The sequence below is a fragment of the Lacinutrix himadriensis genome (assembly GCF_001418105.1).
Taxonomy (GTDB): domain Bacteria; phylum Bacteroidota; class Bacteroidia; order Flavobacteriales; family Flavobacteriaceae; genus Oceanihabitans; species Oceanihabitans himadriense.
The window spans coordinates 53,692-68,505 of the sequence record NZ_LIQI01000019.1 but is presented as its reverse complement, the minus strand read 5'-3'; the positions used below and the strand labels follow the sequence as shown (position 1 = coordinate 68,505).

12 protein-coding genes are annotated in these 14,814 nt (G+C 31.8%); 11 read left to right on the top strand and 1 reads right to left on the bottom strand.

Annotation, left to right across the window (positions count from 1 at the left end):
* Positions 1-200 precede the first annotated feature (200 nt).
* The 8 genes from AMD28_RS05970 (at position 201) to AMD28_RS05935 (ending at position 10,898) form a co-directional block, all read left to right on the top strand.
* Positions 201-4,700: a CHAT domain-containing protein gene (locus tag AMD28_RS05970; protein WP_055443246.1), complete on the top strand. Its 4,500-nt coding sequence runs from the start codon at positions 201-203 to the stop codon at positions 4,698-4,700.
* Positions 4,694-5,512, top strand: coding sequence for a hypothetical protein (locus AMD28_RS05965; RefSeq protein ID WP_055443245.1), 819 nt, complete (start codon positions 4,694-4,696; stop codon positions 5,510-5,512). Before AMD28_RS05970 ends, AMD28_RS05965 begins: the two co-directional genes overlap by 7 nt.
* Positions 5,513-5,529: 17 nt before the next feature.
* Positions 5,530-7,773, top strand: a complete 2,244-nt coding sequence (locus tag AMD28_RS05960; RefSeq protein ID WP_055443244.1) for a KAP family P-loop NTPase fold protein — start codon at positions 5,530-5,532, stop codon at positions 7,771-7,773.
* A gap of 120 nt (positions 7,774-7,893) precedes the next feature.
* The gene (locus AMD28_RS05955; protein ID WP_055443243.1) at positions 7,894-8,475 is read left to right on the top strand and encodes a Crp/Fnr family transcriptional regulator; all 582 of its coding nucleotides are present in this window, start codon (positions 7,894-7,896) and stop codon (positions 8,473-8,475) included.
* A 98-nt stretch (positions 8,476-8,573) separates the two neighbouring features.
* Positions 8,574-9,134, top strand: a complete 561-nt coding sequence (locus AMD28_RS05950; RefSeq protein ID WP_055443242.1) for a YceI family protein — start codon at positions 8,574-8,576, stop codon at positions 9,132-9,134.
* Between the two features lie 119 nt (positions 9,135-9,253).
* The gene (locus tag AMD28_RS05945; protein ID WP_055443241.1) at positions 9,254-9,439 is read left to right on the top strand and encodes a CsbD family protein; all 186 of its coding nucleotides are present in this window, start codon (positions 9,254-9,256) and stop codon (positions 9,437-9,439) included.
* 93 nt (positions 9,440-9,532) lie between these two features.
* Complete coding sequence (locus AMD28_RS05940; protein WP_055443240.1) at positions 9,533-10,105, top strand: Crp/Fnr family transcriptional regulator; 573 nt, start codon at positions 9,533-9,535, stop codon at positions 10,103-10,105.
* Between the two features lie 58 nt (positions 10,106-10,163).
* Positions 10,164-10,898 carry an acyl-CoA desaturase gene (locus AMD28_RS05935; protein ID WP_055443239.1) on the top strand — a complete coding sequence of 245 codons (735 nt, stop codon included), beginning with the start codon at positions 10,164-10,166 and terminating at the stop codon, positions 10,896-10,898.
* Positions 10,899-11,178: 280 nt separating this feature from the next.
* Here AMD28_RS05935 and AMD28_RS05930 read toward each other — a convergent pair whose 3' ends face one another.
* The gene (locus AMD28_RS05930; RefSeq protein ID WP_055443238.1) at positions 11,179-11,880 is read right to left on the bottom strand and encodes a hypothetical protein; all 702 of its coding nucleotides are present in this window, start codon (positions 11,878-11,880) and stop codon (positions 11,179-11,181) included.
* A 344-nt stretch (positions 11,881-12,224) separates the two neighbouring features.
* Between AMD28_RS05930 and AMD28_RS05925 the strand changes: the two genes are divergently transcribed.
* From AMD28_RS05925 to AMD28_RS05915, 3 genes are all read left to right on the top strand, one after another.
* Positions 12,225-12,416, top strand: a complete 192-nt coding sequence (locus AMD28_RS05925) for a hypothetical protein (RefSeq protein ID WP_055443237.1) — start codon at positions 12,225-12,227, stop codon at positions 12,414-12,416.
* Positions 12,417-12,487: 71 nt separating this feature from the next.
* The gene (locus tag AMD28_RS05920) at positions 12,488-14,080 is read left to right on the top strand and encodes a tetratricopeptide repeat-containing sensor histidine kinase (RefSeq protein ID WP_055443236.1); all 1,593 of its coding nucleotides are present in this window, start codon (positions 12,488-12,490) and stop codon (positions 14,078-14,080) included.
* A 3-nt stretch (positions 14,081-14,083) separates the two neighbouring features.
* On the top strand, positions 14,084-14,749 hold the full coding sequence (locus tag AMD28_RS05915; protein ID WP_055443235.1) for a response regulator transcription factor: 666 nt from the start codon (positions 14,084-14,086) through the stop codon (positions 14,747-14,749).
* The last annotated feature ends 65 nt before the right edge of the window (positions 14,750-14,814 follow it).

The window sequence follows — 14,814 nt, the reverse complement described above, 5'->3', positions numbered from 1 at the left end:
CTGTATTCCTTAAAAGATTTTATGAGGTAATATAAAATCATTTATAATTTAAACTTTATTTTTCGTATTTTTATAAGGTCTTAATTTTAAGTCTTTTACAATCCCTATTTAATTAATAGCATTTTAATCTTATTGTCTATTCAGATCGTTATTTATCTGTGTAAAGACGATGCGTTTTTTAACCTTATAAATTAAATAGAATGATAAAAAAAGCGAAATTATACGGAAACGAAATAAAATTAGACAATACAGATACCATCTTACCTGCATACCTGAATTCTAAATTTCAATTAAAAACCATTATTGAAGTTTCTTCTACAAGATCAGAGAATAAGGCAATAATCATAGATATTGAAGACGAAGATATACTGTCTATTCAGTTTTCTGATAATACCGAGTGGATTGGTTATGCCGAAGATATACAAGAGATATATGATCCGGGAACATTAGAAAAAAGATCGGTTAATGATACCGATTATTTATTCGAAACACAAATTTCAAGTCAGGATCAATCTAGAGGGTTAATCAGTAGAGCCTTAGTAAAATTATTTAGTGTTTTTAGTCCCAATAAAGATTTGGCTAAAGTATCTATGAGTGCATTGGCCAAGACTTATGATAAAAAAATACAACCATTTCCAGGATTATATAATGTAGATAGTGCGTTTAGACTGTCTCCGTTAAAAGGTATGGCAGAAAGTAAATACTTGCTTTTAATACATGGTACGTTATCTACAACTATAGATGCTTTTAGTAGCATAAAAACTAGTGAAGCTTGGCAAGAGATGCAAGATTATTATAACGATAACATCATTGCATTAGAACATTATACCTTATCTATTAGTCCGTTACAAAATGCATTAGATTTTCTGAATAATTGTCCAGACGAATGTAGTATCGATATTATTAGTCATTCTAGAGGTGGTTTGGTTGCAGATATACTTGCCAAATGCGATTATAGAAATTATACATCGCAAATAGGATTTAGTGAGAATGAGCTAAGTATTCTTAAAAAAGAAGATAAAGCATCTTATAATTTAATGTTGAAGATTAATGAAGTGGTAACCTCTAAACGACTTAAAATTGATAAGGTAATTAGAGTCGCTTCTCCCGCAAGTGGAACCACTATTTTATCCAGAAGAATTGATCACTTTTTTAATTTATTACTTAACGCGGTGTCTTTAGCTTTTGGTGTTAGTAATCCGATGTATAATGTGGTGAAATCTTTTTTACTAGAATTAATCAGTCAGAAAGAAAATCCAGAAGTATTACCAGGATTAAACAGTATGATGCCAGAATCGTCCTTTCAAAAAATGATGAATGCTGCAGATACTTTTGTAATGAATGATTTATATGTTATTTCGGGAGATTCGGATGTCTCCGGAATTAATTTTGACTCGCTAAAAGTCATTCTTGCTAATTTATTTTATCAAGCGCCAAATGATTTGGTAGTAGATACCGCCCGAATGATTCATGGTGTCATACGAAAAAATGGTGTTTTCGAATATATATCCAAAGGAGGAGATACGAATCATTTTAAGTATTTTTCAAATTTGAATTCGCAAAGTGCCATTATCGAAGCCATAACATGTACAAGTGAAACCCCTGTAATTAACTATAAGAAAATTATTCAAACAGAAGGTAGTCGTGGTATTGTGTTGGATTTATTCTCTATGGAAGGGTTTTCATTAAAACCAAAATCGGTTACTAGAGATGTCGTTATTATAGTTCCAGGAATAATGGGTTCTAGCCTAAGTAGTAATGACGAAGAGCAATGGGTGAATATGCGAAACCTTAATAAAGGAGCAATACCAAACGACTTAAATATAAACGCTACTAAAGTTGCTGCTTCAGGAGTTATTAAGAAGTTTTACTTAAAAATAGCGGAATATTTTTCTTCCGATTATGATGTTTTTACTTTAGAATTTGATTGGCGAAAATCGGTTGCTCCAGCTGCACAAGAATTAGCAGATATAATTAATGATTTGGTAGGAGACAATGTGAATATAAATATTGTTGCCCATTCTATGGGAGGATTGGTAGTGCGTCAATGCATGATCTCTCATCCAGACATTTGGAAAAAGTTTTCAAAAAATAAAACGAATAAGTTTTTAATGTTGGGGACACCTTGGTTGGGTTCGTATCTTATTATGGAAGTGCTAACAGGGCATAGTAAACGTGTAAAACAATTGGCTGCCATTGATTTTAAAAATAACAGAAAAGATTTATTGAAAATTTTCTGGAAATTCCCTGGTGTGTTTGAATTACTTCCGATAGAAAAACAAGGAAAAAGAGCATTCTGGGAAACCGATTTTTGGGAAGCCTTAGACAAAGAAGCAAACTTAAAACATATTCCTTCGGTGAACACCAATAAGAAATCCTTAAATACTTTTCAGATATTTAGAGAGGAAATTATCACCTTTTTAGATGGTGTAGAGAGTGATAATCGATTTTTTGAAAATGTATATTATATCTGCGGAAAAGCGGAGAAAACTGTATTTGACTATAAGTTTAAAGATAAACTTTTTTCAAAATTTGATCAGCTCGTATATAAAACAACTTCTAATGGAGATGGTAGTGTAACGTGGCAAACCGGAATTCCGAAACAATTAAAAGGATCTAAAAATCTATATTATTCGAATACGTCTCATGGCGATTTAGCAAATGAAACCTATATTTTTGAAGGTATTAAAGACATCATAGAAACAGGGAGTACCAATAGATTAAAAACACAAGAACCCATTTCTAGAAGTGGTGAAATTATTGGTGAATCGTACGAGTATGCAGAACCACTTTACAATGAAGATGATGTGGTAAACGCTGTTTTTGGATGCGAAACCGTATCCGAAATAGAAACCGAACGTATTAATGTTACTGTAGTTAATGGTGACTTAAAAGTATCTTCTTATCCGGTAATGGTTGGTCACTTTTTTATGGATTTAATTTTAAGTGCAGAAAAAGCTTTAGATGGATATTTAAACAATCGTTTGTCACAACGTATGGATATTGGTTATTATCCAGGAAGAATAGGAGAGAGCGAAGTATTCTTTAATTTGAAAACGCAGCCTAAAGGAGCGGTTGTTTGCGGACTAGGAGATAACAGTGAGTTAACTACTTTCTTGCTAGCAAAAACAGTAAAGCTAGCGGCTTTAAAATACGCCATGTTTATGCGGGATAATTATACATTACCCGAAGCGAAGCGTTTTGCTAACGGCATTTCGGTAATACTAATCGGTATTGGTTATGGTAAACTACCTATCGAAGATTCTGTCAAGGGAATTCTATTAGGACTTTCTGCTGCAAACACATACATTAATGAACGTGGTGAAGGCTTAAAACCGATTAAAAATTTAGAAATCGTAAATTATTATGAGTCTACAGCTAGTCAGGCATATTTTAGTTTGAGTAGACTAAAGGATAAGGATAATGATAATAGAATTTCCTTTAATTTAACCAAAGGAATTGTCTCTAGATCTGGTGCTAAGAAAAAACAAATGTTTACTGAAAACCAATACAATTGGTGGTACAATTTGCATATTAGTAGTGTTATTAAACCTATAAAAGATGCAAATAAAAAACAAGTTATAGACGGATTTAAATACTTTTCATCTAACGGATTAGCTCGAATTGAAAAAGAGATGATTGGCATTGGTATGGATAAAATTAAGTATTTATTAAAAGAAAATTCGTATCAATCCTTCTGGGATAAATCGTTGTCTAAGACACTCTTTGAAATGCTAATTCCTAATGACTTTAAAGATATCTTCAGAAATCAAACCAATATGATTATCAAATTGGATAAGGCTGCTGCCGAAATACCTTGGGAGCTATTACATGATTCGGAAACAGATGATACTCCAGCTTCCGTAACATCTAGTTTTATTAGACAATTAGTTATTGATAATTCCGACGATTATGTGGAAGTAGCATTAAACAATAATAATGTCTTTGTTGTTGGTGATCCTAATTACCATAGCGATAGTCTGCCGCAATTATCCGCTGCCAAAGAAGAGGCAGAGTGGCTAAACAGTCAGTTAATTCATAATGGGTTTAAAGCATATTCCTTTATAAATAGTAATGCAAAAACTATTATGATGGAAATGTTTAATAGAAAATATAAGATACTTCATTTTTCTGGTCATGGTTTGTATGATGTAGAAAACGATAATATAGGTATTGCAATAGGAGATGGTATTACTATAGACCCAGCGATGATAAAACAAATAGGATACGTTCCAGATTTCGTTTTTATAAATTGTTGCTATTCTGGAGTGATAGATGTAGAGGACGAAAGATTTACAAAAAATAGATATTTATTGGCAGCCAATATTGGTACGCAATTAATAGAAATGGGAGTGAAGGCTATTGTTATTTCTGGTTGGGCTGTAGATGATGCTGCCGCAAGAACGTTTTCAGAAGTATTTTATAAAAGAATGTTTGAAGGTTATGACTTTGGAACCTCTGTACAGAAAGCAAGATTAGCTTGTTATCAAAATCACCAAAGATCTAGTACTTGGGGCGCTTATCAATGTTATGGAAATCAGTTTTACAGATTTAATAACAGAAAGAAATCCATGAAGGATGAACTAGAGTATATTATTCCTTCACAAATTTATACCGATTTAGACAATTTACTAATTGCTATTCGAGACAGAAAATACAATACCAATAAGGCGCTTAAAAAATTAGAAGGATCTTGCTAAAAGTAGAAGAAGCGAATCTGTTAGATGCAAAAGTGTTAGAAAAAGAAGCTTTGGTATATAATGAATTAGGAAAAAGTGAAATTGCACTTCAAAAATTTAAAGACTTGTTTTTGTACACAAGTGGTAATTTCTCTATTGAAGCTTTGGAGCAATATTGCATTATTAAAACAAATAATCTAACCGCAGAGAATATGCAGGAAGATTTAAACGAAATAGAATTCTTAATACTCGTTGGTAAAAATCCAACAAGACTAAATATTGTAGCCAATGCATATAAGTTAGCTTCCACACATTTTAATAAGAAAACAGAGCAAATTAACTATTTAGAAAAAGCATTTCATCTTTATGAACATTCCTATAAAGCAGCAGTAGATCGGTATCATGGTAGTTCGCTAGATGCCATGTCTAATTTGATTTTTATTGGTCATATTCTGGAGCAATTAGGACAAGAGAAACTATTAGACAGAATGAATAAGAGTAAGGCTTTCGAAAACATTGTAGACGTAGAAAGCTATCTTCTAGATTTTTATAATGAATTAGAAGATTATGATAAAACAGATTTAGATATCTCTGTGCTTATTGGTATGGCAGAAGCTAGTTATGGTTTAATACTCCTAAAAAGTAATTTTAAACCAGATATAGAACTTCAGGTAATAGATAGATTTAAACACGTATTCACATTGCTGTATAGTCCTAAATTTATTCATTATGAAATCATTCAAATAGATTTCTTACTAAGTCATATTAAAGATGCTGTAATAAGAGAGCAGTTAGAGCAAATTAAAACAGAAATAGGAAAGCTTGTTATTTAGTCTAATCCATTAAAAAAATGGCAGAAATAGTATCCGAAAACAATAAATATAGTGAGCTTGTACAAGTGCTACTAGAAAAAGAGTATAAACTACGGTTACATTCTGGACTTGCTGCTGTGAAAAGGAAAAGTGAAAAACCGACTTTTACTTTAGTAGATGAACGGAAACATTTTTATATAGATATATATCCAGATATAATGGATTTGGATACGGAAGGAAATGAAATTTTAGAAAATGTAACAAGTAAAATTAATTTTCTATTCGATTATTATAAGGCTTTTGAAATACGCTATATTCTAGTTTTTAGAAATGAAATTACTCGGGAATTTAGAAGCCTATTTACATCCAAACTTGCCTTCGGAAGAATGGAGCGGCCTGCTTTTGCAACCTTATTAGATAAGGTAGATATTCTTAATTTAGCAGCAAGTCATACCATTGATGCATCTGAATATGTAGCGTTTTCAGATGAAGAATTACTTGGTGAAACAGAAAGTGCTTCCGAAAACATAAAACGCAAAGCAAAGCCTAGAGGAAAATTTGAAAGAAATACCAGTGATTTTGAAGCAGCTACCAAAAGAGGCTCTAGAGAACAAACTTCTTCATTTGCATCAGAATCTTCTAAGGCTTTTTCAGAAGAACCTGCAGAAGAACCACCAGAAGAAAAAGACACAACTGGTACCGATAAAATTCCTTTTCATTTAGATTTAGTAGATGATGTAGATCGATTAAACAGAGAGCCCATTGCAAAATCCTTAACCCGTCTTTTAAACAATCAAATCTTTAAAACCAAAATAAATAATGAGGGAGAAGAGAAATCCAATTTTGCTTTTATGGTGCATTTACAAGGCGCTTGGGGTGACGGAAAATCTACCTTTTTAAATTTAATAGAAAAAAACTTAGATTCTAAGGAGAACAAATGGATAGTAATTCATTTTAACGCTTGGCAAAATCAACACATTACACCGCCTTGGTGGCCATTTCTAGATCAAATATACAGACAAGCAGCTAGAAAAATCCCATGGTATAAAAAGCCATATTTATGGATAAAAGAGCGATTAAGAAGGCTTATTAAATATCGAGGTTTTTCTAGGTTTATTATCATTCTGTTGGTTATTATATTTTCGGTTTCTATCTTAATATTTCAAGAACAAGTTTTTAATTTTTTAATGCAACTTGGACTATTTACAAATACAGAAAACGAAGCTAGTTTAAAAACCGTATTCGATACTATTGTAGCAATAAGTTCTGTAATAGGACTCTTCTATACACTCGCTAGTTTTTTAAGCAAGCCCTTTTTTGTTTCCTCTCCAGAAGCTGCAAAAACCTTTTTAGAAAAGGCGGCAGATCCCATGCAAAAAATAAAAAACCACTTTCAATCCTTGATTAAAGATATAGATGCCTGCGGATTTAAAACAGCAATTTTTATAGACGATTTAGATCGCTGTAATGATAAGTTTACGGTAGAATTATTAGAAGGAATTCAAACCCTTTTTAGAGACAAGCAAGTTTTGTATGTGGTTGCTGGAGATAAACATTGGATTAGCACCTGCTTTGAAAATCATTACCAAAACTATAACGCAGTGGTAAAAGAACCTACACAAAAACTAGGCTATTTGTTTTTAGAAAAAGCGTTTCAGCTAACCTTAAGATTGCCTAATGTTTCGGGAGATATTAAAAAAGAATATTGGAAATATATTCTACAAATAAACGCGAATAACGAAAACAAAGTAGAGAGCATTAATCCAGAAAGAAAAGCTTCCATAATACAAGAAATTCAAAAAGAATATAAAACAGCAGATTATTCTTCGCCTTCCGTTGTAAAAGAGTTTAAAGAAAAATACGATCTAAACGAAGAAGACGCAACAGATATCACTCTAGAAATTTTAGACAAAGATAATCAAGATGTACATCATGTGTTACAAGAGCATTTCGATTTGTTAGATACCAATCCAAGAGGGATTAAACGTCTTGCAAATCAATATAATATTTATAGAAATATACTCATTGCCGAAGGAAAATCTTTTAATAGAGATAAACTTTTTAGATGGATAATTCTTCAAAATAAATATCCCGTTTTTACCGATTGGATAGAGCATAATTTGCATGTGATTTCTGGAGATATTATGGATGATGAAAAATGGAACGAAGGAATAACTAACGATTCTCTTTGGAAAAAATTGGTGCACGATCAAAATAATTCAAAAGGAGGAAAGCTTGTTGTTGATGATATAAAAGTGTTTTCTGGTTTACAAAACGGATAATGAATAAACACGAGTAAGCAAACCCTAGTAATACCATCTCTTTCTTTTATTGAAAAAAAGCGCAAGAGTTTCTTACTCCTAGGTTTTCTTTTATATTTGTTAAGCAATCAAAACAGCATAATGAATATTCAACCACTTTTAAATTATATAAGTAAAATAGTAGCTTTAACAGATGAAGAAATAACTTTTTTAACCAGTCAGGTTGCGTCTAGAAAATATTTAAAAGGACAGTATATTTTACAACAAGGAGATATAAATAAATCGGTTTGTTTTGTGGTATCTGGTTGCACCAAAATGTTTTATGTCGATACCGATGGTCAAGAACATATTCTTATGTTTGCGGTGGAAGACTGGTGGTCTTCCGATCTTGGAAGTTTCATTTCTCAAACGCCTTCCGATTTTAATGTACAATGTATAGAAGATACCGAATGTATTGTGTTTTCCTATAATAACATGGAAGAAACCTACGCTAAGATTCCTAAGCTAGAACGTCTCTTTCGTAAAACAATAGAAAAAGCATTTGTTGCTTCCCAAAAAAGAATAGTCCGAAATTTTAGTATGTCTGCAAAAGAGCGATATCTCATTTTTAAAGATAGTTATCCCGAGATTGAACAACGTATTCCGCAATATATGGTGGCTTCCTACTTGGGGATAACCAAAGAATTTTTAAGTAAAATTAAAAGCCAAATTGCTTTCCAATAAAAATGTTAATCTACATTAACATCATTTAATAAACTAGGTCAACTTTTCTTTCCTATTGTTGTTCGATCTTTGCTGTATTCATATAAAAACATAAAAAGATGAAAACAATTTTAACAGCAATTATAACATTTGCAACATTTTCAACCGCTATAATAGCGCAAAACAAAGAGATTAATACTGCAGATAGTAAAGTGGTTTGGAAAGGTTACAAAGTAACAGGTTCTCATGAAGGAACGATAAACTTACAATCTGGAAATTTAACTTTTAAAGACGAAGTATTAACAGGTGGAACTTTTGTTATAGACATGACAACCATTAGCAGTACCGATCAGGAAGGAGAATACAAAGGGAAATTAGACGGACATTTAAAATCGGATGATTTTTTTGGAGTAAGTAACTTTGCAACCGCAAACTTAGTATTTACTAAAGTAGCAGCAACAGGAAAGAACTCGTACGCCGTTACTGGAGATTTAACGATTAAAGGAAAAACAAATCCAGTAACTGTAAATGTATCTGTTTACGGAAGCAAAGCAACAGCAACATTAAAAGTAGACAGAACAAAATTTGATGTAAAATATGGTTCTGCTAGCTTTTTTGATGGTCTAAAAGATAAAGCAATTTATGATGAATTTGATCTTGTAGCAGATTTACAATTCTAAATCTAACTATTTTTCTTTAGCATTATAGTAAATGCGTTAATCCTTAAATGGATTGCAATAAGATGTACTTTCTTCTTGCTTTAAATTTGTAGTATTATTAATTTAAAACACACAATACAATGAATGCAGATCAATTTAAAGGAAAATGGAAACAGATAAAAGGTGATTTTAAAAGCAAATACGGAAAGCTTACCGATGACGAGTATACAGAAGCGGAAGGCGATTTGGATAAACTAGCAGGAAAGATCCAAGAAAAATACGGTAAAACAAAAGCGGAGATTAAAAGCGAAATAGAAAACTGGTAGACTTAAATTATTACCTTAAAAAAGCATCCTTATTACTACAATAAGGATGCTTTTTTTATATAAAATAACGTTATTTGTAAGTAACAAAGAAATATGAAAAATATTAGAGCCTACATAGAAGAAACCATTACTGTAAACGATGCAGATTGGCAGTTGTTTTCTTCTAAACTAATAAAACGTGAATTCAAAAAAAAAGACAAACTTGTTGAGGTTGGTCAAGTAGAGAATTATATCTCTTTTATAGAATCTGGAATCGCACGTTTTTTAATTCCTAAAGAAGATAAAGAAAAAGAAATCACCTTCGGTTTTTGTTTCGAAAATGAATTCATTAGTGCCTACGATTCTTTTTTAACCCACGAACCTTCTTTATACCAAATTGAAGCATTAACCAATCTTTCTATTTGGAGTATTTCGTATCAAGACCTACAAGAAGTATATCAAAAAAGTTTTGTCGGTAATGTGATTGGTCGTATGTCTTCCGAACGTTTATTTCTTATCAAATCCAAACGCGAACAATCTCTTTTAAATGAAACTGCCGAAGAACGTTACCTCAAGCTTTTCACAGAACGACCAAACTTAATTAAAGAAGTTCCGTTAAAATATATTGCTTCCTACATTGGTGTAACCGCACAAGCACTAAGCAGAATTAGAAAACGAATTTCTTAACCTAGGTTCATTGTAATTTTTATAGAATATTCAGACCTTTACATACAAAGTAAACATTATGACTATTCTTATATTTATTGCCATTTTATGGTATACAGGTTTGTTTTTTCAAACCTTCTTCTTACATCGTTATGCAGCACACCAAACCTTTACCATGTCTAAGTTTGCAGAGCGTGTATGCTTTTTCTTAACTTGGCTATTTCAAGGTTCCAACTATTTAAGTGCTTATGGTTACGGGGTTATGCATAGAATGCATCATGCCTATGCAGACACCGAAAAAGATCCGCATTCTCCAAAATATGACGCCAATGTATTTACTATGATGTGGCGTACTAAAAACATCTATCAAGATATCAATCAAAAAAGAATTGCCGTAGCAGATAAGTTTACCAAAAACGTTCCGCAATGGGAATCCTTCGATAAATTTGCAAGCTCTAGAGTATCCAGATTGGTTTGGGTAGTTTTATACACTGCATTTTTTGCTGTATTTGCAACCGCTTGGTGGCAATGGCTATTTTTACCAGTTGCCTATTTAATGGCGCCAATTCACGGTGTGATTATTAACTGGTTTGCACATATTTACGGATATAGAAACTTCGAAGTTTCAGACACTTCAAAAAATCTTTTACCTGTCGATTTTTTAATGATGGGCGAAGGTTACCACAATAACCATCATTCGCATAGCGGACGTGCAAATTTCGGGATAAAATGGCACGAAATTGATCCTACCTATTGCATCATGGTTGTACTAGATAAACTACATTTCATTAAATTGAAAAAGGCTACTAGTTAAAAAATTTATTTATTTATTTGATGTCACTTCGAGTGATGCTGAGGCACGAAGCATTGTATCGAGAAGCGCAGTGATTAGAGAGGCACGAAGCATTGTATCGAGAAGTTGTATCGAGAAGTTGGGCATTACCTTTTGCTAAAAAAGGCAAAACGTCGGGCTTTCACTACTCGCTCTCTGCGAGGAGCTCAAACAAACCGTTCAATCCCTAATGCAAAAACAAAAAAGCAACCCTTAAAGGTTGCTTTTTTTGTTTCTAAAAAGGGTTAGTCTTAAATAATAATCAGTTTTTATAATTCTTCCAAATGTGGTTTTTTATCATATACGGAGTGATTTTTTTTAAGGTGCCATCTGTAATGGGATGTTTTCCATGACTAGTAAAATACTCCAAATCGCCAAGACTGTTTTTTCCGTACCATAAATTTTCCTTCCCATCTATTGTAAAAAAAGCATAGGTAGAATCTGGAGATATTCTTTTAAAGTTTTCTAAAACATACCTGTCTTTTAAAACGGATTGTAAATCTCCTTTTTCTTCACAAGAGACTGTTTCATAATGTGTATTATCTACCCAAATCATGCAATTCTCCTTTGTACTATCATAAGTAATATAACCAATACAAGAAACTATAATTGTAGAACCAATAAGGCTTAACTTTTTACTTAAAGTTATGGATTCCTTTTTGTTCGTACTTTTCTTTGGTGACGAAAAAGTAGAGAATTTTTCGAAACCTAAATAGACGCTAAGTACATCTAGATTAAATGGGGTTGGTCTGGTTTTTTCGTCTTCCTTTTTTAGTATGTAGCCATTATAATATCGTAATAATGTTCTTTCCGTTATTTTTTCATCTATAGCATTGTACAAGTATTTTGAAATGGCATATCCAGAAGTTGCACTAGAATCTTCAACCGTTTTTTTAAATACTAAGACCATTAATTCTTCAATTAATTCTTCATTTTTAATTTTATTTTGCTCTATTATCTTCATTTTAAATTACTGGTTAGTAGTTGTTTGGTTTGGTGTCAGCATAATGTCAAACAGATGTCATTACGCTGTCACTAATCTTTTTTTTAATCTATCCTTTATTTGCTTCAGAATTGATTTATGCCATAGACGTAATATGGTTTACGAAATATATCCATTCTAAAATGGAGTAGTAAAGTAAAATGGTATTGCCATTTAGGAAGTAACAATAACTGTTTTACTTCTACACTCCAAACTTCCTAAAAAGAGAGACGTCTCTGTAATAATATCGTGTGTTGCTATGCAATTAAGTATCGGAGTACAATCTCGGACAGCAACACTTATGTCTAACTTTTAAAGATAACAAAATGAAAAAAATATATGTAATTCTCTTTACGGTTTTCCTCAATGTGGCTTTATTTTCTTGTACACCAACTAGTTTGCAAGAAGAATCACCATCGGCTACAGTAGGTTGTTGTGGTGAAGATGGGGATTTAGATCCGCCACCGCCACCACCGCCGCCACCGCCAGGAGGAAAATCAATTAAAGGTGTTAAATAACTAAAATTAGTTACTACTTTAGAGGAATGAAATTTTTTAAAAAATCATTCCTCTTTTTTCTTTTTTGTACGATGCTATTCATTAGTAAAAATGGATTTTCTCAGCATTATGAGGATAGTACGTCATATTATGCAAACAAAATTAGTGAAAGCAAATCTACTGATGCTTTAAAAAAAGCGTATCAATTTTTTAAAAAGGATATGTCGGCCTCTCTAAAGATAGATAGCAAATATCGGGTAGTTTCCGATTTATTATATATATCGAGAATAGAATTTAAAACTGGATTCTATAATGATAGTGAGGTTTCTTCCGTTAAGGCATTATCTATACTTAGTAAATTAGAAGAAAGCGATTATAATAAAGGAGTAAGAACGGTTTTATTTAATCATTTGGGGAAATTATATAAAGAGAAAAAAATGTATCCTGAAGCGATTAAAATGTATACTGAGGCATTGGCTTTAACGGATAAATCAAAGGATAGTTTGGTGTTATATAATAATATTTCTAATATTTTTAAAAATCAAAAGCAATTTAAAGAAGCAGAAAAACTATTGCTTCAAGCGGTTAACATGTTTGATCTAGCAAAGGACACCATGGAAAGAGCTAGAGTTTTAGATAATCTAGGTTTAATAAAACTTAAACTAGGTGAAAAAGAGGAATCGCTATCTTATTTAATGAAAGCTTTAGCGCTTAAAAAGGAAATAAGTTCGAATTCCAGTTTGTACGGTAGTTATAAAAATTTAGCATTGTTTTATAGCAGTGAAAAAGATTCCATAAAAGCACTTAACTATGCCTTAAAGGCATATGATATGGCGAATATTGTGAATAGTATGTCTTATAAATTAGATGCAGGAAAAAGACTAATAGAATTAGGCGATTATTCGGTAGCCAAAGAGTTTGTCTATCTTAATGATAGTTTAAATACAGCAACAAAACTTAGCGAGAATAAATATGCTTTATTAAAATACGATGTTAGTGCTAGTGAATTAAAATCTCAAAAAGAGAAAACAAAAAAACAGCAATATCAATTTATAGCCTTTATAATTTTCCTTTTAGGAATATTTTTGTTTTTTGTTTTAAAATCGAAACATAAAAAGGAGAAAGTACTACAGGTATATAAAACGGAAACTAGAATTTCTAAAAAAGTGCATGACGAGGTTGCTAATGACATTTATCAAGTAATGACAAAACTACAAGGCGAGTCGGATACTAATGAAGATGTATTAGATGATCTAGAAGGTATTTATGTAAAAACTAGAGATATTTCTAAAGAGAGTAGTGCTGTAAATATGGAGGATAACTTTGAAGAAGCAATTACAGATTTACTTTTTAGTTATAAAAGTAATATGGTAAATGTGCTAACAAAAGGGATTTCTACTATAGATTGGCAATCCTTATCCGCAATTAAAAAAATAGCAATCTATCGCGTATTACAGGAGCTTATGACCAATATGAAAAAGCATAGTAAGGCCAATATAGTAGTGCTTGTATTTAAAAAAGAGAACAATAAAATAAGCATTGATTATAAAGATAATGGTGTAGGCTGTGCACTAAAAAAATATAATGGTTTGCAGAATACGGAAAACCGTATAGAAACTATAAATGGAACAATTACTTTTGATTCTAGTACTAATAATGGTTTTAAAGTAAATATAATAATCTAAACTATGTTTCAAAAAGTTTTAATTTCCGACGACCTTGGAAGTATCAATCAAGGTGTTTTAACAGTGTTAGATAGCTTGTCTATTAAAAATGTACAACAAGTACAATATTGTGACGAGGCGTATCTAAAGATCAAAAAAGCCATTTTAGATGATGCTCCTTATGATTTGTTAATAACCGATTTATCTTTTGTGACAGATCATAGAGAGGAACAGTTTGCTTCAGGTGAAGAATTAGTAATCGCCTTAAAGAAAGAACATCCAGAATTAAAAATAATAGTCTATTCTGTAGAAGACCGTTTACAAAGAGTAAGAAGCTTAATAGGTACGCATAAAACCAATGCCTATGTATGTAAAGGAAGAAGAGGTTTAATGGAACTTAGTGATGCGATTAAAACGGTATCTAATGATGAAATCTATGTGTCAAAACAAGTAGAATCAGCGTTAAGCCCTAAAACCAATTTAGAGATAGACGATTTTGATATCGAGTTGGTAAAGCTACTTTCTAACGGTTTATCACAAGACGAAATTAGTGCACAGCTTAAATCTAAAAATATTACACCAAGTAGTTTAAGTTCGATAGAGAAACGCCTTAATAAACTGCGCATTCAATTTAAAGCCAATAATGCGATTCATTTAATCGCAATTGTTAAGGATTTAGGTTTGATATAAAAAACATCCAATTACGGGAAACAGTAATGCACATTGTAATTCTTTTCTTAAAATTGCGTGCTTAT